The sequence below is a fragment of the Haladaptatus sp. CMAA 1909 genome, from assembly GCF_043952005.1.
Taxonomy (GTDB): Archaea; Halobacteriota; Halobacteria; order Halobacteriales; family Haladaptataceae; genus Haladaptatus.
Map to the genome: position 1 here is coordinate 1,761,081 of NZ_JBIOAV010000001.1, position 15,665 is coordinate 1,776,745.

Genomic DNA, 15,665 nt, shown 5'->3' on the forward strand with positions numbered 1-15,665 from the left:
CTTCCGCCTACTCGCGTTCCCAGATGACGGCTTCCTCGGCGTCGATGGTCGACGTTTCGGGGTCGAACCCGTCGGCCGGACGGTCGTGTTCGTCGTATTCCCAGTCGTCCGTCCCCGCGAACCACGTCAGCGTGAAGAGGCAGTCCTCCGTCGGATAGTAGGTGACGACGCGCTCTTCGAGTATCGTGATTACCGTCGCGTTCGGCGGTTCGTCTGCGTCGGGAACGTTCGCGTCGGTGATCGGAACCCTCCCGACGATCTCGTCGCCGTTGACGAACGAGTCCCGCGTCGTGGACCGCGGATTGACGACCGGCACCGATATCTCCACCACCTCGTGGTCGCTCCCCTCGCTCGGTTCCCGTCCCCGGCGCAGGATTTCGACGCCGCGTTCGGGCGTCTCATCCCTCATGGTCGGTCGGCCCTTCCCGTTCGATGACGTCCGTGATGCTTCGGAGTTCCGCGCTGACCCGCGCGGACTCGCCGGCGATGTGGACTATCACGTCGTCCAACGCGACGATGCCGACGACGTCCCCGTCCTCGACGACGGGAATTCGTCGAGCGATGGCATCCCGCATCCGTTCGAGTACCGCGGGAAGTTCATCGTCCGGGGAAACCGTCAACGGGTCCGTCGTCATCACGCTCCGGGCGGGAACGTCCGTCGGCGCGATTTCCCCTTCGAACACGTTCCGGTCCCTGTTTTCCGTCAGCGGTTCGACGGCGAGGTCGCGGTCGGTGACGATTCCTCGAAGTTCGCCGTCCTCCGCGACGACCACGCTTCCGACACCACGGCTGAACATCGTGTTTCCGATGTCCTCGATGTCGGCGTCGGGACCGACGCTAACGATTTCGCTTCGCATGATGTCTCTCACCCCCATGGCGTACACACGTCCGGGACTCCCGGCGAAAAGCGTTGTTGCCGATTCCGGTGGATGAAGGGACGGGCCGAGTCGAGACGCCCGTCAGGCGGAATCGGCGACCTCCGCGAGGACGATTTTGGTGCCGTACAGGTCCTCGAAGTGGACGTGAACGCTACCTTCGTCCGACGTCGGTTCTCCGAGGAACGTGACGCCTCGGTCGGAGAGCGTCTCGTAGGTTCCCCGGCAGTCGTCGGTGTAGAAGACGAACGCCGGTTGGTCGCCGGTCTGCTGGCCGACCAGCGCGCGTTCGTCCTCGCCGACGGGTTCCATCAGCCAGATACCGACCGAGGATCGTTCCGACCGACCGATGTGAACCGCCCGATAGCCGTCCTCCAGTTCGTCGTCGTAGAGCACCTCGAAGCCGAGCGTGTCGGTGTAAAACTCGATGGCATCGTCGTAGTCGTCCACCAACAGCGTCGTGCGGCCGATTTCGGTTATCATGAGCGTGCAGAAAGAGGTACGATAGAGAGATAACGCTGTGCCGTCCGTGGTGAAAGTGGTCGATTACGGGGCTTTGATGTATCCGTACCCCTTGGCCTGTAGTCTGGCGAGTTCGCCGGAGCCGGAGGGAACGCCCTCGACGCCCCGCAGCAAGTCGTCGTCAGTCGCGCCCATCCCGCGGAGCGCGTTCCGACACGCGCGGAGTTCGACGTCGTAATTCCGCAGTTCGTTCACGAACTCCTCCAGCGCGGTGGTCGCCTCGACGAACATGCGGACGCCGGCACCGTTGGCGAGAACGACCACGTGATCTCCGGATTCGGAGACGCTCTCGTCGGCGACGAGGTTCAGGGTGTTCGCGATGGCTTCACGCTGTTCGTTCGGGTCGGGACTCGAAACGTGAACGACGGTGTTCATGCCACCGCGGACGTCGCGGGAGTCGATAACCAGAGTACGAATTCGTCAGACGTTTTCGCACCGGAACATTGGTAACGGTTAACATAGTCGGTGGCCACGTACCAACGGGGGAAACACGTATGAGCGATTCATCGACGCCGGAGTACAGTCCGTTCGTCACGCCGGAGAGTCCGGGCGAGCGAATGGGGTTCGAGGGGTGTGACGTTCACGTCGTCCACCACGACCCCGGAACGGAGCGGGAGGAACACACCCACGGGGAAGAACACATCATCTTCATCCGGTCGGGGCGGATGGAGTGGAGCGTTGACGGCGAAGCGCGCGAAACCGGACCGGGGGACACCGTCGTCACGCCGGCCGACGTGCCGCACGGGTGGAAGGTTCTCGGCGACGAAGCCTCGCAGGTGGTCTGTGTCACCGCCCCGCCGGAACCCGAAAGCGAACCCGGCGAACGATAAGAGGTGTTCCGTCGTCCGCGCGTTACCGCCCGCGAACGAACGTTTCGATTCGGTTCATCGCTTCGCGCAGTTCGCCCATTCCGGTCGCGTAGGAAGCCCTGAAGTGGCCCGCGCCGCCCTCGCCGAAGGCGCTTCCGGGCACGACGGCGACGCCCTGTTCTTCGAGGAGTTCCTCCGCGAACACCTCGTCGTCGCCGCCGCACGCGGGGAAGGCGTAGAACGCGCCGCTGGCCTCGAAGCAGCCGAGACCCATCTCGTCGAACCGCGAGAGGACGAACCGGCGACGGCGGTTATACTCGTCGTGCATCTCGACGACGCTTCCCTCGCAACTCCGGAGCGCTTCCAACGCGGCGTACTGGGCGGTGACGGGGGCCGACAGCATCGAATACTGATGAATTCGGTTCATCGCGGCGATGGCGTCGGACGGACCGAGCGCGTAGCCCAATCGAAGTCCCGTCATCGCGTACGCCTTCGAGAAGCCGTTGAACACGATGGTTCGCTCGCGCATGCCGGGGAACGTCGAAATCGACGTGTGGTCGCCGCCGTAAGTCAGTGCGGCGTAAATCTCGTCGGAGAGGACGAACAGGTCGTGTTCCCGAACGAACTCCGCGACCTCCGCGAGCTGGTCCCCGCTCATCGTCGCGCCGGTCGGGTTGTTGGGATAGCACAGCATCAGCGCGTCGGCGTCCGCCGCACCCGCGGCTTCCAGCGCGTCGTAGGTGAGCGCGAAGCCCTCCTCCGCCCGTGTCGGAACCGCCAGCGGTTCGCCGCCTGCAAAGACGACGCCGGGGACGTAGGAGATGTACGACGGCTGGTGAACCGCCACGGTGTCGCCGGGGTTCACGAGCGCCCGCATCGCCACGTCGATGGCTTCGCTCGCGCCCGCCGTCACCAAAATCTCGTCGTCCGGGTCGTAATCGAGGTCGTAGCGCTCCACGTGGTCCGCGATGGCCGTCCGCAGGTCGCGGCGGCCGCGGTTCGCGGTGTAGGACGTTCGTCCCCGCTCCAGTGCGTCGATTGCGGCCGTTCTGGCGGCCCACGGCGCGGAGAAGTCCGGTTCGCCCACGCCGAGCGAGATGACGTCGTCGCGCTCCTCCGCGAGTTCGAAGAAGCGACGAATCCCCGAGGGAGGGACCTGTTGAACGCGATCGGCGGGTTTCATGGCGAAACCGAGAGACGGTCGTCGTCGTCGCGGTCCTCGAACTCGATGCCGCGTTCCTTGTACGTCTCCATCACGAAGTGCGTCACCGTCTGTGTCACCTCCGGGATGGGCGCTATCTGCTCGGAGACGAAGTTGGACACGTCGTGCATCGACTCGCCTTCGACGTCGACGGCGAAGTCGTAATCGCCGCTTATCAACCGCAGCGAGACGACCGCCGGGAATTTCGCGATTCTGCGTGCTATCTCCTCGTAGCCGGTTTCCCGGTCGAGTTCGACGTTGAGTTCGACCTCTGCTTGCACGTGTTGGTCGTCGATGTTGTGCCAGTCCACGACCGCCTGATAGCCGCGGACGACGCCCTCCGATTCGAGTTCGGCGACCAGCGATTCCACTTCCGACTCCGATAGGTCGGTCTGTCGTGCGAGGTCGGCGGTGCTCTCGCGGGCGTTCGACAGGAGCAGTTCCAATAGTTCCCGTTTCGACTCCATAGCACCCCTTTCTGGACGGGAGCACAAGTAGTTTGGTCGATCATGACAGCCAAATGGTGAAATTCGGGGGAGTTACAGTTCGACCTGTTCGACCGGGCGGGATTTCCCCCTGCGGAGTGACGATCCGCACGACATGACCGAGATCAGGGAAGCGTCACCGGACGACGCGTCCGATATTTTGGACCTCCACGTCGCGTCCATCCGTGCGTTCGGACCGGACGCGTACGACGAAGAACAGGTCGCCGCGTGGGCGGAGAAGGACGACGGAACGGCGGGATACCCCATCGACGCCCCCGGTCACTACCTCGTCGTGGCAGTGGACGACGGCGTGGTCGGATACGGGCATCTCGTCACGGAAAGCGGCGAGATCGGTGCGGTGTACGTGCATCCGGACGCCGCGCGGACCGGTATCGGGACCGCCATCCTCGCCCATCTGGAGGGATACGCTCGCGGTTGGGAATCGACCCGACTCGAACTGTGGGCATCACTCAACGCCGTCGGGTTTTACGACCGGGCGGGCTACCGCCGGGTGCGGGAGGAAACGGTCGAAAAGGAACGCGATGGGCGCGAGATATCGCTTCCGGTGTCGGTGATGGAGAAATCACTCGACACCTGAGGCAACCCTCACCGCGACACCAGTGCCGGTCTTCCACGATCTCGACGCCACGTTTTCCGCGAATCAAAAGTTACTAACCGCTGTTTAGGCATACCTAAAGTCGTATGACCGGAACACCACCCACTCCGTCCCGACGCGACTATCTCAGGGGCGGCGGTGCGCTCGTCGCCGGCAGTCTGCTCGCCGGTTGTAGCGGCAATGGTTCGAACGCGGAATCCGAAAAAACGTCGGACGAAAGTACGACCGACGAAGGAACGTCGGCGGGGGCCGGGGAAACGACGACGAAGGACGGCGGTCCGTACTCGGTGTCGATGGCACCGATGGGCGACGTCGAGTTCGAGAGCGTCCCGGAAAGCGCGTTCGTGCTCTTCCCGCAGTACGCGGACATGGCGGTCGCGCTCGGCCACGGCGACGCCGTGAATTCCATCTACGTACCAGAAATGTCGGGCAAGACGATGAACACCTACTACGACCGACTGGACGGCGTCTCCTTCGAGTGGAAAGGTCTGCCCGACCCCTTCGGGAACGGTATCAGCAAGGAACTGCTCTACCAACTCGACAGCGACGTTCACTTCCTCGACCCGGCGTATCTCTCCACGCAGAAAGGATGGTCGAAGTCGGACATCGACAAAATCGGGGACTCCCTCGCACCGTGGTTCGGCAACTTCTACAGCGGAACGAACGGCCAACCGCCGAAGGAGTACCGCAACGGATACCAGTACTACGGTCTCTGGGACATGTTCGGCAAGGTGGCGTCGGTGTTCCGAGAGCGCGAACGCTACGACGCGCTCAAGAAAATCCACGCGAACGTGCTTTCGACCATCGAGGAAAAGCTCCCCCCGAAGTCGGAGCGTCCGACCGCCGTCCGCGTCACCTTCAGCGACGGCAAGTTCTACACGTATCACCTCAACAAACCCGGCTACTGGTTGGCGGACACGCGCCCGTTGGGTGCCAAGGACGCCTTCGCGGACGAGGACTGGGGAAGCCTTTGGGGGACCGTCGATTACGAGACGATGCTCGAAGTCGACCCGGACGTCATCCTCCACCTGTGGGGAATCTCGCCGGGCTACTACGTGGACGAGATGGAGAAGAAGATACGGAATCACCCCGCCGGAGGGAAGCTCTCGGCCATCGAGAACGACCGCTTCTACGCGGCTGGAATGCGGTATCAGGGACCGATTATGAACCTCTTCCAGTTGGAGATGACGGCGAAACAGCTGTATCCCGATCAGTTCGGCGCGTGGCCGGGCTACGAGAAGGGCAAGCCGTACCCGGAGATTCCGAAGGACGAACGGCTGTTCGACCGAAAGAAGCTCGCCTCCATCATCACCGGCGAATAGCCGTCACCACCACCCCGGTTCGTTATCCGCGGTTTCCGGTTTCGTCCCGCACAGCGCGGCCGAGTGAATCTCGACCGGACTCCACGGCTCGAAGTCCCCTTGACCGCACATGTTCCACCACCGTTCTTCCTCTCGATTCCAGTAGACGCCGTTGAAGTTGAGTTCCGGGCAGTACCACGTCCCCGTCGTGTCCATGATGAGATCGACGCCCCACGTCGCCTCCGAAAATTCGGCCGCGATTCGCTCGGCGTACTGACGCGGGGTGGAGAGGTCCACGCTCCGAATCACGGGGGCGAGGTAGTCGTAGGCATCGTCACAGACGTTCCTCGCTCGCTCCGCGGTCGGCGGCGTGTGGCCCAAAACCTCCCCGTCGTCGACGAAGAATCGAACCGACGGATGGCAGGTGTGGGTCGGATGGACGCAGAAGTCGAAGTCGAGCCACTCGCGTACGACGAGTCCGCCGCCGTGCGGCCAGCCCTGTTCGCCGTTCTGCGTGAGTAGCGACTCGACCACCCGGTCTATCACGTCCGCTTCGGGGCAGTAGATGAACGATCCGTCGCGGAGCCGAACCGTGGCGGCCTTGACCTGCGTCCGAACGAACGCCCGGTCGAACTCGTTTTCCTTCATAAAATCGAGAATCGTGTCCGTGTCCCAGTGGACTCCCTCCTCGTCCGTTTCGAGCGGGACGAACGTCGTCCTCGGAACCGGAACGTCGAGTTCCCGGAGACGGGACCAGTAGCTATCGAAACGACAGCGTTCGTCGGCGAAGTCGGCGAAATAGAGCGAGACGGGGGAGGACATGAGCGGGCGTTCGATAGCTGGTGACTTCACGGTGTCGTGACCGTGACATCGAATGTCAGCTGTAAATCAGCGGCCAACTCCGCCAAAAAGGCATTATGATGGCCCGTGGTATGTCACACCATGCCAGAGGGATACATCTGCGACGAATGTGGTGATTTTCTCACTGTCAAACCCCACTCGCTGTTCCGATATGGTCCGGGCGGGACGGAACAGGACCGCGAGTTCACGTTCTGTGAGGAGTGTGCACCCGACATCGTCAAGGAACACGGGTGGTCACCGCCGAGCCGTGAGGAAGGACACATAGATTGAGCGAACGGTGATTCACGTGGGGGAGTACGTCTTCGCTCAGTACAACGTCGAGCGGCTGACCACGGAGAAGGTTCAACGAACCGGCACCCCGCAACTCGAGGCGGCCGCCGAGATGATTCAACGGTCGCCGATGCCGGACGCGCTTCTCGTGAACGAGATGGATGACAACACCGTCCAAGGGTGGGAAGGCAGACACAACGCGACGGCGTTTCTGGAGGACTATCTCCGCGAACCCCAAGTCGCGGACGTCGAAGGTGTCGATTTCGAGGAGTGGGTGGCACCGCGATGCAACACCGGCATCCCGAGCGGGATGGACGTCGGCAAGGACGGAATCGGCGTCGAACCGGGAACGGACGCGTACGCTAGGGATTGTTTCAGTTATGCTCCCTATCCGGGGCGGTATTCGATGGCCCTGTACAGTCGGTATCCCATCGAACGGGACGAGATCAGGACCTTTCGGGAGTTTCTCTGGGCCGACCTTCCCAACGACCGAATCCCGACCGACTCGGACCGTGACCTGTATCTCACTGACGACGACCGGAAACGGTTCCGACTCCCGGCGAAGACGGTGGCGGACGTGCCGATAGCGCTTCCCGACGGTACGGTTCACGTCGTAATCGCACATCCGTCGCCGCCGCTCGCCGACGGCATGGACACACTCAACATCCCGCGGTGTCACGACGAGATTCGCTTTCTCGGGGACTACATCGCCGGTGCCGAGTATCCGTACGACGACGATGGTCGCATGGGCGGTCTGCCGGACGGTGAGCGGTTCGTCGTACTCGGAGACCTGAACACCTACCCGGGTGAGACGGTGACCGACGATGCGGTCACGCGCCACCTCCTCGAAAATCCACGAATCAGACCCACGACGCCGTCGAGTCCGGGTGGACGTGAACTCGACGCTCCACACGCGACCGGTATCCTCTCGCGTGGACCCGCGCGGGTAGATTACGTCCTTCCGTCGAACGAGTTCGACGTCTCGGCGACGGGAGTCGGATGGCCCGCGGCCGACGAACCACATCGAGAGATGGCCGAGCGAGCGTCCGACCATTTTCCGGTGTGGACGGTCGTCGCGGACTGATCGCATTCGATGAAGACGGTGCGATCGGTTTCACGACACTGTCAGGAATCTCACCGCTCAAATCCCACCAGAGCCATTTCGTATATCGTTATGAGATTTATGAGTGGAGAATCCAGGAGATTCCCACCGGAACACGGGGCGACCCCCGACTTTCCCTCGGATAGATCATCGATTGTCGATATATCGCGGAAATATAGTATAAGAGGGAAAATCAGAGCAGAAAACACCGCATCGACCGTATCCTTATAAGTTTCTGCCTCCCGTCGGACCCGCCGTAACCATGTCAGATGCTAGCGCACGGACAGTACGGGAGCAGTGGGGGAGCAGGTTCGGCTTCCTCATGGCGATGCTCGGTGCGATGGTCGGCGCGGGAAACATATGGCGGATGCCGTTCACGACGGGAGAAAACGGGGGTGGTGCGTTCCTCGTAGCGTACGTCATCCTCCTGTTCCTCATCGCCGTTCCCGGCCTGATGGCCGAGACGGTGTTCGGGTCCTACACGGATCGGGGCGTCATCGGTGCGTTCAAATCCGCCTTCGGCGAGGGCCGGGCGGAGGGACTCGGGTTGGTCGTCGTAATCGTGAACATCGCGCTGATGTCGTACTACGCGCCCATCATCGGGTGGACGCTGTACTACGCGGCGCACTCGCTCCTGTTGACCTTTTCACAACAGGGCTTCGCGTCGGGGGCGTTCTGGGACTCGTTTTCCGGATCGCCGATGCTCACCGTCGGGATGGACACGCTCGCAATGGCGGCGACGGCCGGCGTGCTCCTGTTCGGTATCAAGGACGGCATCGAGCGCGTCGTCAAATGGATGATTCCGTTCCTCGTCCTCGCGCTCATCGCGATCGGAATCAAGGGACTCACGCTCCCCGGTTCGATGGACGGACTCGCGTTCGCGTTCACCCCGAAATGGGAGTACCTCAGTAAATCGTCCACGTGGATCGCCGCGCTCGGACAGGCGCTGTTCTCGACCGGTCTGGGCTGGGGGATTGCACTCACCTTCGGGAGCTACCTCAGCAAGAACGACGACGTACCCCTTGGCGGCGGGGTGTTCACCGCCATCGGTAACACGAGCATCGGACTGCTCGCTATCTTCGCCACCTTCCCGGCGGTGTTCGCGTTCGACCTCGAACCGAGCGCCGGTTCCCAACTGGCATTCGTCGCGCTCCCCAAAGTGTTCGGAGGCATGGCGGGCGGGCAGGTCTGGGCCATCCTGTTCTTCGTCGGCTTCCTGTTCGCCACGTTCTCGTCCGGACTCGCCATCACGGAAGTCGCGGTGACGACGATTTCCGAGGAGACGAGATTGAGCCGGAAGAGCACCGTGCTCGCCGTCGTCGGTATCATTTGGCTGCTCAGCCTACCGAGCGCCTATTCCGGGGACTTCCTCAACACGATGGACTTCATGTTCGGGAACTGGGGCCTGCCGCTCGCGACCCTGCTCATCATCCTGACCGTCGGATGGAAACTCGAAGCCGAACCCATGCGCGTCATCGCGCTCAACCGCAATTCGGACATCCACGTCGGCAGATGGTGGGTCGGCATCATCAAGTACCTCATCCCGATAGTGATGGTGTTGATAATGGCCATATACGTCGTAACATACATGAGCAAATCGCTGGCCCAGACGGTCGGTGGCGTCGTGCTGATGGCCGTCCTGCTCGTCGGTTCCGTCCTCATCATGGGCGCACTTCGCGGCCGCGGAGGCTCGCGTGAAGCGCCGGAAACTGCCGCAGGAGGGGGTGACTGAGATGGCACTCTCGATGATCACGTGGGTGGTCATGCTCGGTGCGATCGCCGTCCTCTGGGGAACCGCGGTCTGGGCGCTCGTCCGTTCGCTCCGGGACGAGGACGAGAAGCTCGAACTGCTGAACGAACAGGGGGAAATCGACACCTACTCGCCCCGTTCGTTGACCGAACTCCGGGAGTGGATTCGGGCGAATCCCGGCGACAAGCACGCGGACGAGGCCCGCGACCGATACAACGAATGTGTCGATACGCTTAGGCGAATCGACACGACGTTCTACGACTGGGATCGGAGCGAGATAGACTCGCTCGAAAAGCTGTAGTGCGGTACTTCGATTTTTATTCCACACTGCACGGAAGGCTTTCGAGTCCGTACAGAACCTGGCTGGGAACCGGTTTCTTCGTCGCTTCGGTGGGCTCGACGACGTCGAATCGTTCGAACAGCGCTTCGAGCGCGACGTTCGCCTCGACGCGCGCGAGGGGCGCACCGAGGCAGTAGTGAATACCCTTCCCGAACGCGATGTGTCGGTTCGGGCTTCGTTCGGGCCGGAACTCGTCGGGCACGTCGAACACGTCGGGGTCGCGGTTCGCGGACCCGACCCACGCCGCGATCAGGTCTCCGGCTTCGATGGTTTTTCCGCCGAGTTCGACGTCGCGGGCGGCGACGCGGCGAAGCGACTGCACTGGGGAGCGGTATCGAAGCACCTCCTCGATGGCCCGTTTTCGGTCGACGTCGCCCGTCCGAACGGCGTCGGTCACGCCGTGGTCGTCGAAACACCAGACGGCGTTGGTGATGAGGTTCGTCGTGGTGATGTTGCCCGCGGTGAGAAGGAGCATACAGAACCCGATCTTCTCGCTTCGTTCGAGGTCGTCGCTGGTCGCGGCGAGCGTGACGAGGTCGTCGCCGTCGCCGTCGGCCCGTTCGTCGAGGAGGTCGGCGAAGTAATCGCTCATCTCGCGGGAGGCTCGTTGACGGCGTTCTTGGTTCTCCTCTATCGCCGCTTCCGTCTCGTCGCGTGGGCTGGCGACGAGCGCGTCGGACCACGCCTTGAACTGGTCACGGCGGTCGGCGGGGATACCGAGCAGTTCCGCGATGACGGTCACGGGAAACGGATACGCGAAATCGCCGACGACCTCGATTCGGTCTTCGTCCTCGATAGCGTCCAGAAACTCGTCCGCCAACTCCTCGATTCGGGGTCGGAATTCGCGTATCGTTCCCGGCCGAAACCGTTCGTCGACGAAGCCACGAAGCCTGTCGTGTTCCGGCGGTTCCGTGTTGATCATCGTCCGGTTGAACGCCTGATCGTCGTCGTCGAACGACACCTCGGTGGCGTCCCGCACGCCCGACGTGAAGGCGTCGTGATCGGAGAGAACCCGGTCGACGTCCTCGTACCGGAAGACGTCCCAGATGTTCCGACGCTCGTCGTACCGTATCGGTGCATCCCGGCGCATCTCCGCGTACCAGTCGAACGGTGCGAGTTGTCGCTCTCTGTCGCGCAGTTCCGTTGGAGGACGGAGGGCCGCGTTCGGTTTATCGGGGGAGTCCATCGACTGAATGATCGTTCAGTCAGTTTGTAGGTTTTTTGGTCGAGGCGCTTTCCGGGACAAATGGCATCGAAGCCCCACAGTTGCTCGTCGGATCGCGCGTTTCGGAGGGAAGGCGGCGATTGACTGCTCGGTTACCCGCTGGGTTCTCCGTTTTCCTCTTTTCACGACCACACGGTCGAACCGCCCTTGTGCCGAGGGTGATGGTGAGGTCGTGAAACGGTCTGCCGAGATCGTCGGCCTTCGATCACAAGATGGCACGCGTGATTTCGGGTCGAATCGTCGGTCCGTATTTGGCAGTCGAACGGTCATTCATCAGCCATAGAATAAATTTATGAACATTATTTATCACCGTGAGTGTCGTACCTCGTTCGGGGGTTCTCATGGGCACGAAACATCGGGAACACGAGCGACAGCAGTTGTCGACTGTTCCAACGGAGGGTGAGCGTGGCGACTGATACCGCGGATGTGGAAGCGGGGACCGATCGGAAATCCGGTTCGTTTCTCGATACGTGGGGAACGCTCGTCGTCGTGACCATCGTCATGTTCGTCGTCAGCCTCGACGCGTCGATGATTCCGGTGGCCATCGAACCGATCAGTACCGACCTACGGACGAGCACGAGCGGGGTTCAGGCCGCGCTCGCCATCTACTCGGTGGTGGACGCGCCGCTGTTGCTGACCGGTGCCGGACTGGGCGTCCTCTACGGGAACAAACGGATATTCCGATACGGTATCGTCCTCTTCTCGATCGGAACGCTCATCGGCGCGTTGAGCCCGTCGCTCGGGATTTTCGTCCTCGGGTGGTCCGTCATCAAGGCCCTCGCCGACACGATGGTGACGCCCATCTCGCTGGCGTTGCTTCTCGCCACGTACGAGGGGAAGCGACGGGCCACGGCGTTCGGCGTTTGGGGCGCGGTCACCGCGTCGGCGCAAGCCGTCGGGCGTTGTTGATGGGGTTTCTGGCCACCGTCGCCACCTGGCGGTTGGCCATCGGGCTGGAAAGCGTCGGCCTGCTCGTCGCCTTCACGCTGCTGTTTTCGGTCCGCGAAACCGAGACGGAGGAAGAAGCGGCGTTCGATTGGGGCGGAACCGTCCTGTCCTTCCTCAGTGTCGGGTCCGTCATCCTCGCGTTCCTGTTGGCGGGCCAGTACGGCTGGGTGACCCCGATTCGACCGCTCGTCATCGAGGGCGTTCGGATAGCTCCCTTCGGCCTCTCGGTCGTTCCGTTCGTGTTCGGATTCGGATTGATCGTGCTGTGGGGTCTCATCGAGTGGGAGCAACGACGGCTCTCCCGCAGCGAAGCCGCGCTCTTCCGGCCGAAACTGTTCACGAACCGCGTGTACGTGACTGGGCTCTCGATCTACGGCATCTACAGCGTCGTCACGACCGGGTTCGGGTTCGTCCTGCCGACGTTCCTCGCGATGGCGGCCGGGTTCGACCCGTTGACCATCGGTATCGCGTTCCTGCCGTTCGCGGTCGCCGCCATCCTCGTCTCTATCGGCTCGGGGTGGGTAGAAGGATACCTCTCACCGAAAGGGATGATTCAGGTCAGCATCGCGTTGTTCGTCGCGGGCCTCCTCCTGCTCGGGTACGTGCTGTCCCCGACCGTCTCGGTCGAGGCGATGGTCGTTCCGCTGGCCGTGTTCGGCGCGGGTGCCGGACTCATGCGAGCACCCGTTTCGAACGTGTCCCTGTCCTCGGCCGGCAGCGAAGAGAGCGGGGGGGCCTCGGGTATCCTCGAAACGGGAAAGGAGTTCGGGCGAGGCTTCGGCAACGCCGTCGTCGGAAGCATCTTCCTGGCGAGCCTGTACGGCGGCATCGTCGACCGGGTGCTTCACTCCACGGGAATCCGCGTTTCGGCGAGCGAGCGAACCCGACTCATCGTCGTCGTGTTCGTCCTCATCCAGTTGCTGCTCTCCGGATTCCTGCCCGGAAAGCAGCGGTCGGAGAACGACGAGTAGCGTGAAAACAGTCGCCCCTAGCGATGCGGGGCGTCGGTCGGCGGCGCGACGAACGCGTCACGGTCGCGTGCCACCTTTCTCCGCCCCATCGCGGTGGCGACGAGGGAGACACCGCTCGTGAACAGGTTCACGCCGAAGATCAGGCCGACGGTGCGGAGCGCCCCGACCGACGGGACGAACAGGACGATAGCACCCGCCACCAACGCGACGACGCCACTGAGGACGAGCCACGGCCATCCCGACTCGGGGCGGGTTCGAAGACCCGCCCCGAGTTCGAGCAGGCCGCCGAGGAGGAAGAAGACGAGCAACAGGGCCGTAAACGACGTTGCCTCGACCAGCGGATTGAGGAGGAGCGCGAGGCCGAAGACCGTATAGACGGCCGCGAGAAGTATCTCTAACCGCCTTCCCTTCCACTCCCTCGCCCCGAACCCAGTCGCGGTGAGAACCGTCCCACCGATCAGTAACAGCACGCCGAACAGCAACGAGACGGCGATGGTCGCCGCGAACGGGAGCACGATGAGGACGCTCCCAAGTCCGACGAGTACCTGTTCGGCACCGACCACGGCGACGATACTCAGGATAACCAATAGCACCCCGACACTCAGGAAGAGTCGCCAGTTTTCCGTCGCCGTGTTCGGTACTCGTTCCCGCGAATGCTCTTCCGGTCGAACGTCGTGACTCATGTTCCCCCTCCGTTGAGTCCTACGCCGGGGAACAGCATAAACGAATAGTCGGCCGGAACGAACCCCTCTGGAACGGACGCGACGTCGACTGGAAGCGACGAACAGATAGAGACCACCGAGGACGAACAACGCACCCACGAGCAGGAAGAAGACTCCCGTGTAGTCGGTCAGTTTCCCCGCGAAGAGGCGAATGAGGGCGATACCGAAGATGAACGACGCGAACCCCGTTCTGATGTACGAGAGGATCGTTCGGGTCCACGCGAGACGCGTCGTTCGGTCGCCGGAAATTCCGCCCCGCCCGTCGGTCACGTCGATCGAGTCGTTCGACGTGGGGTCGAAGTCGACTCGACGCCGCAAACCCCTGTTCCCGTTCATCGATGGTTACGGTACTGTCGCCGAGTCCTTACCGTTTCAGCGGTCCTGTCACCGTCGAGAGGGACGATTCCGCTATATCCTCGTCCGGCGTAAACAGACTTATGGCAACGAATTGGAGAGCGGTGGTGCTCGGGTTCATCGTCATGGTCGTTATCGGCACGTTCGGCGGGCTAGTCCTGCCGGTCGTCGGTACCATCGGCGGGGGCGTTATCGGGGGATTCATCGCCGGTTACATCGCGGGGAACGGAATCGGGAACGGAACGTGGAACGGGTTACTCGCGGGCGCGTTCGGCGGCATCGTCGGTGCGGTACTGCTCGCGTTCGGCGGCGCGCTCGTCGGGAGCCTTGCCGGCCCCGTGGGAAGCGTGTTCGCGGGAACAGGGGTGCTCCTCGTCGGTATCGTCGTCGCGCTCCTGTTCGCCATTCCGAGCGGTATCGCGGGAGCGCTCGGTGGTTGGTTGAAGGGTTCGCGGCAGAAGCGCGGCGTCAAGCCGCCTGAACCTGCGACCCGCTGAACCGATCACGACCGAATTTTCGACACGCGATACAGCGACCCGGTGAGAGTGAAAAACGTCTCGCCAGCGCGCTCTCGGTTTCGAACGGTGCTTTCCCACGCGTCAGCGACTTCTCGGCTCAGCACGTCGGCCGTATGGTCCCGCACTTCCGGCACCAGTCGCCCTGCGAAGGTTCCCGCCAAACTCGTGTTACAGATGGTGTACGGTTCGACGCGCTCGACCCGAAATCCCGCCTCGCGTAGCGGCGCGGTCATCGCCGATCCGAGACGCGGCCGTGTGCAGTGGCGCTTCCACGTTTCGTACACTCGCGCCGCGAGGTCCGGGTCGCCGACGCGCCAGACGAGCGTCTCCCAGTCGGTTACGTAGACGACCGCGGAAGCGCCGGGACGCAGTACCCGTTCGAGTTCCGCGAGAGCCTCCTCGAGTTCCTCGACGTAGCCGTACACCTGCACGGAAACCGCGGCATCGACGGCCTCGTCGGAAAGCGGGAGGGCCGTCGCCTTGCCTTCGACCAGTTCCACACCCTCGTCTTCGCCGCATCGCTCGTTCGCCAGCCCGAGCATCGCGGGGCTCCGTTCGACGCCGATTATGGACCGGACGTCGCACTCGGCGGCCAGTTCCGCGGGTTCGAACCCCGGACCCGGACCGAGGGAGAGGACGGTCTCGTCGGGGGCAGGGTCGTAGTGCTTCGCGCACGCGGCACCGGCGTTCGGCGGCCGCTGAGGTTCGGTAGATTTCCTCCTCACGACGGGCGGCTTTCGCATCGTACACCATCTCGTCCATACCGTGATGGCGTGTCCGCATGCGTGTAAACCC

General features: G+C 62.9%; 18 protein-coding genes and 1 pseudogene. 9 read left to right on the plus strand and 10 right to left on the minus strand.

The features are described from left to right. Nucleotides 1-7: 7 nt before the first annotated feature. The 4 genes from ACGYLY_RS09715 to ACGYLY_RS09730 all read right to left on the minus strand — a co-directional run bounded on the left by ACGYLY_RS09715 (nt 8) and on the right by ACGYLY_RS09730 (nt 1,772). Complete coding sequence (locus ACGYLY_RS09715; RefSeq protein WP_395281848.1) at nt 8-409, minus strand: hypothetical protein; 402 nt, start codon at nt 407-409, stop codon at nt 8-10. After that, nucleotides 399-875: a cyclic nucleotide-binding/CBS domain-containing protein gene (locus ACGYLY_RS09720; RefSeq protein WP_395281847.1), complete on the minus strand. Its 477-nt coding sequence runs from the start codon at nt 873-875 to the stop codon at nt 399-401. Before ACGYLY_RS09720 ends, ACGYLY_RS09715 begins: the two co-directional genes overlap by 11 nt. An 84-nt stretch (nt 876-959) precedes the next feature. After that, the gene (locus ACGYLY_RS09725) at nt 960-1,358 is read right to left on the minus strand and encodes a VOC family protein (protein WP_231184275.1); all 399 of its coding nucleotides are present in this window, start codon (nt 1,356-1,358) and stop codon (nt 960-962) included. A 63-nt stretch (nt 1,359-1,421) separates the two neighbouring features. Then, nucleotides 1,422-1,772 (minus strand): DsrE family protein, encoded by a 351-nt coding sequence (locus ACGYLY_RS09730; RefSeq protein WP_395281846.1) that lies wholly within the window; start codon nt 1,770-1,772, stop codon nt 1,422-1,424. Between the two features lie 119 nt (nt 1,773-1,891). Here ACGYLY_RS09730 and ACGYLY_RS09735 point away from each other — a divergent pair, with 119 nt between their 5' ends. After that, nucleotides 1,892-2,227 carry a cupin domain-containing protein gene (locus ACGYLY_RS09735; RefSeq protein WP_395281844.1) on the plus strand — a complete coding sequence of 112 codons (336 nt, stop codon included), beginning with the start codon at nt 1,892-1,894 and terminating at the stop codon, nt 2,225-2,227. 22 nt (nt 2,228-2,249) lie between these two features. On the opposite strand, the gene ACGYLY_RS09740 is transcribed toward ACGYLY_RS09735, so the two are convergent. Continuing rightward, complete coding sequence (locus tag ACGYLY_RS09740) at nt 2,250-3,389, minus strand: pyridoxal phosphate-dependent aminotransferase (protein WP_395281843.1); 1,140 nt, start codon at nt 3,387-3,389, stop codon at nt 2,250-2,252. Next, nucleotides 3,386-3,874, minus strand: coding sequence for an Lrp/AsnC family transcriptional regulator (locus ACGYLY_RS09745; RefSeq protein ID WP_395281841.1), 489 nt, complete (start codon nt 3,872-3,874; stop codon nt 3,386-3,388). Before ACGYLY_RS09745 ends, ACGYLY_RS09740 begins: the two co-directional genes overlap by 4 nt. A gap of 133 nt (nt 3,875-4,007) precedes the next feature. Between ACGYLY_RS09745 and ACGYLY_RS09750 the strand changes: the two genes are divergently transcribed. After that, complete coding sequence (locus ACGYLY_RS09750) at nt 4,008-4,490, plus strand: GNAT family N-acetyltransferase (protein WP_395281839.1); 483 nt, start codon at nt 4,008-4,010, stop codon at nt 4,488-4,490. 104 nt (nt 4,491-4,594) lie between these two features. Beyond that, nucleotides 4,595-5,830, plus strand: coding sequence for an ABC transporter substrate-binding protein (locus tag ACGYLY_RS09755; protein ID WP_395281838.1), 1,236 nt, complete (start codon nt 4,595-4,597; stop codon nt 5,828-5,830). Nucleotides 5,831-5,833: 3 nt separating this feature from the next. Here the strand turns inward: ACGYLY_RS09755 and ACGYLY_RS09760 are convergent, their stop codons facing one another. Beyond that, on the minus strand, nt 5,834-6,631 hold the full coding sequence (locus tag ACGYLY_RS09760; protein ID WP_395281837.1) for a hypothetical protein: 798 nt from the start codon (nt 6,629-6,631) through the stop codon (nt 5,834-5,836). A gap of 120 nt (nt 6,632-6,751) precedes the next feature. On the opposite strand from ACGYLY_RS09760, the gene ACGYLY_RS09765 reads away from it, so the two are divergent. The 4 genes from ACGYLY_RS09765 (at nt 6,752) to ACGYLY_RS09780 (ending at nt 10,093) form a co-directional block, all read left to right on the plus strand. Next, complete coding sequence (locus ACGYLY_RS09765; RefSeq protein ID WP_395281835.1) at nt 6,752-6,940, plus strand: hypothetical protein; 189 nt, start codon at nt 6,752-6,754, stop codon at nt 6,938-6,940. Nucleotides 6,941-6,947: 7 nt separating this feature from the next. Further along, a complete protein-coding gene (locus ACGYLY_RS09770; protein ID WP_395291139.1) occupies nt 6,948-8,024 on the plus strand; it encodes an endonuclease/exonuclease/phosphatase family protein in 1,077 nt (358 codons plus the stop codon). Between the two features lie 280 nt (nt 8,025-8,304). Beyond that, complete coding sequence (locus ACGYLY_RS09775) at nt 8,305-9,774, plus strand: sodium-dependent transporter (protein WP_395281833.1); 1,470 nt, start codon at nt 8,305-8,307, stop codon at nt 9,772-9,774. 1 nt (nt 9,775) lies between these two features. Continuing rightward, nucleotides 9,776-10,093 carry a hypothetical protein gene (locus ACGYLY_RS09780; RefSeq protein WP_395281831.1) on the plus strand — a complete coding sequence of 106 codons (318 nt, stop codon included), beginning with the start codon at nt 9,776-9,778 and terminating at the stop codon, nt 10,091-10,093. 16 nt (nt 10,094-10,109) lie between these two features. On the opposite strand, the gene ACGYLY_RS09785 is transcribed toward ACGYLY_RS09780, so the two are convergent. Then, complete coding sequence (locus tag ACGYLY_RS09785; protein WP_395281830.1) at nt 10,110-11,318, minus strand: cytochrome P450; 1,209 nt, start codon at nt 11,316-11,318, stop codon at nt 10,110-10,112. Nucleotides 11,319-11,885: 567 nt separating this feature from the next. On the opposite strand from ACGYLY_RS09785, the pseudogene ACGYLY_RS09790 reads away from it, so the two are divergent. Beyond that, a pseudogene (locus ACGYLY_RS09790) lies at nt 11,886-13,276 on the plus strand (MFS transporter). Nucleotides 13,277-13,293: 17 nt separating this feature from the next. On the opposite strand, the gene ACGYLY_RS09795 reads toward ACGYLY_RS09790, so the two are convergent. After that, nucleotides 13,294-14,334 (minus strand): HdeD family acid-resistance protein, encoded by a 1,041-nt coding sequence (locus tag ACGYLY_RS09795; RefSeq protein WP_395281828.1) that lies wholly within the window; start codon nt 14,332-14,334, stop codon nt 13,294-13,296. 101 nt (nt 14,335-14,435) lie between these two features. Between ACGYLY_RS09795 and ACGYLY_RS09800 the strand changes: the two genes are divergently transcribed. Further along, nucleotides 14,436-14,849 carry a DUF5518 domain-containing protein gene (locus tag ACGYLY_RS09800; protein WP_395281827.1) on the plus strand — a complete coding sequence of 138 codons (414 nt, stop codon included), beginning with the start codon at nt 14,436-14,438 and terminating at the stop codon, nt 14,847-14,849. 5 nt (nt 14,850-14,854) lie between these two features. Here the strand turns inward: ACGYLY_RS09800 and ACGYLY_RS09805 are convergent, their stop codons facing one another. Continuing rightward, nucleotides 14,855-15,613: a methyltransferase domain-containing protein gene (locus ACGYLY_RS09805; protein ID WP_395281826.1), complete on the minus strand. Its 759-nt coding sequence runs from the start codon at nt 15,611-15,613 to the stop codon at nt 14,855-14,857. Between the last annotated feature and the right edge of the window lie 52 nt (nt 15,614-15,665).

Coding starts and splice junctions, on each gene's coding strand:
- ACGYLY_RS09735 (WP_395281844.1), top strand. CDS start 1,892: ATGAGCGATTCATCGACGCCGGAGTACAGTCCGTTCGTCACGCCGGAG.
- ACGYLY_RS09800 (WP_395281827.1), top strand. CDS start 14,436: ATGGCAACGAATTGGAGAGCGGTGGTGCTCGGGTTCATCGTCATGGTC.
- ACGYLY_RS09805 (WP_395281826.1), bottom strand. CDS start 15,613: ATGCGAAAGCCGCCCGTCGTGAGGAGGAAATCTACCGAACCTCAGCGG.
- ACGYLY_RS09780 (WP_395281831.1), top strand. CDS start 9,776: ATGGCACTCTCGATGATCACGTGGGTGGTCATGCTCGGTGCGATCGCC.
- ACGYLY_RS09765 (WP_395281835.1), top strand. CDS start 6,752: ATGCCAGAGGGATACATCTGCGACGAATGTGGTGATTTTCTCACTGTC.
- ACGYLY_RS09720 (WP_395281847.1), bottom strand. CDS start 875: ATGGGGGTGAGAGACATCATGCGAAGCGAAATCGTTAGCGTCGGTCCC.
- ACGYLY_RS09730 (WP_395281846.1), bottom strand. CDS start 1,772: ATGAACACCGTCGTTCACGTTTCGAGTCCCGACCCGAACGAACAGCGT.
- ACGYLY_RS09775 (WP_395281833.1), top strand. CDS start 8,305: ATGTCAGATGCTAGCGCACGGACAGTACGGGAGCAGTGGGGGAGCAGG.
- ACGYLY_RS09755 (WP_395281838.1), top strand. CDS start 4,595: ATGACCGGAACACCACCCACTCCGTCCCGACGCGACTATCTCAGGGGC.
- ACGYLY_RS09795 (WP_395281828.1), bottom strand. CDS start 14,334: ATGAACGGGAACAGGGGTTTGCGGCGTCGAGTCGACTTCGACCCCACG.
- ACGYLY_RS09715 (WP_395281848.1), bottom strand. CDS start 409: ATGAGGGATGAGACGCCCGAACGCGGCGTCGAAATCCTGCGCCGGGGA.
- ACGYLY_RS09740 (WP_395281843.1), bottom strand. CDS start 3,389: ATGAAACCCGCCGATCGCGTTCAACAGGTCCCTCCCTCGGGGATTCGT.
- ACGYLY_RS09750 (WP_395281839.1), top strand. CDS start 4,008: ATGACCGAGATCAGGGAAGCGTCACCGGACGACGCGTCCGATATTTTG.
- ACGYLY_RS09745 (WP_395281841.1), bottom strand. CDS start 3,874: ATGGAGTCGAAACGGGAACTATTGGAACTGCTCCTGTCGAACGCCCGC.
- ACGYLY_RS09725 (WP_231184275.1), bottom strand. CDS start 1,358: ATGATAACCGAAATCGGCCGCACGACGCTGTTGGTGGACGACTACGAC.
- ACGYLY_RS09760 (WP_395281837.1), bottom strand. CDS start 6,631: ATGTCCTCCCCCGTCTCGCTCTATTTCGCCGACTTCGCCGACGAACGC.
- ACGYLY_RS09785 (WP_395281830.1), bottom strand. CDS start 11,318: ATGGACTCCCCCGATAAACCGAACGCGGCCCTCCGTCCTCCAACGGAA.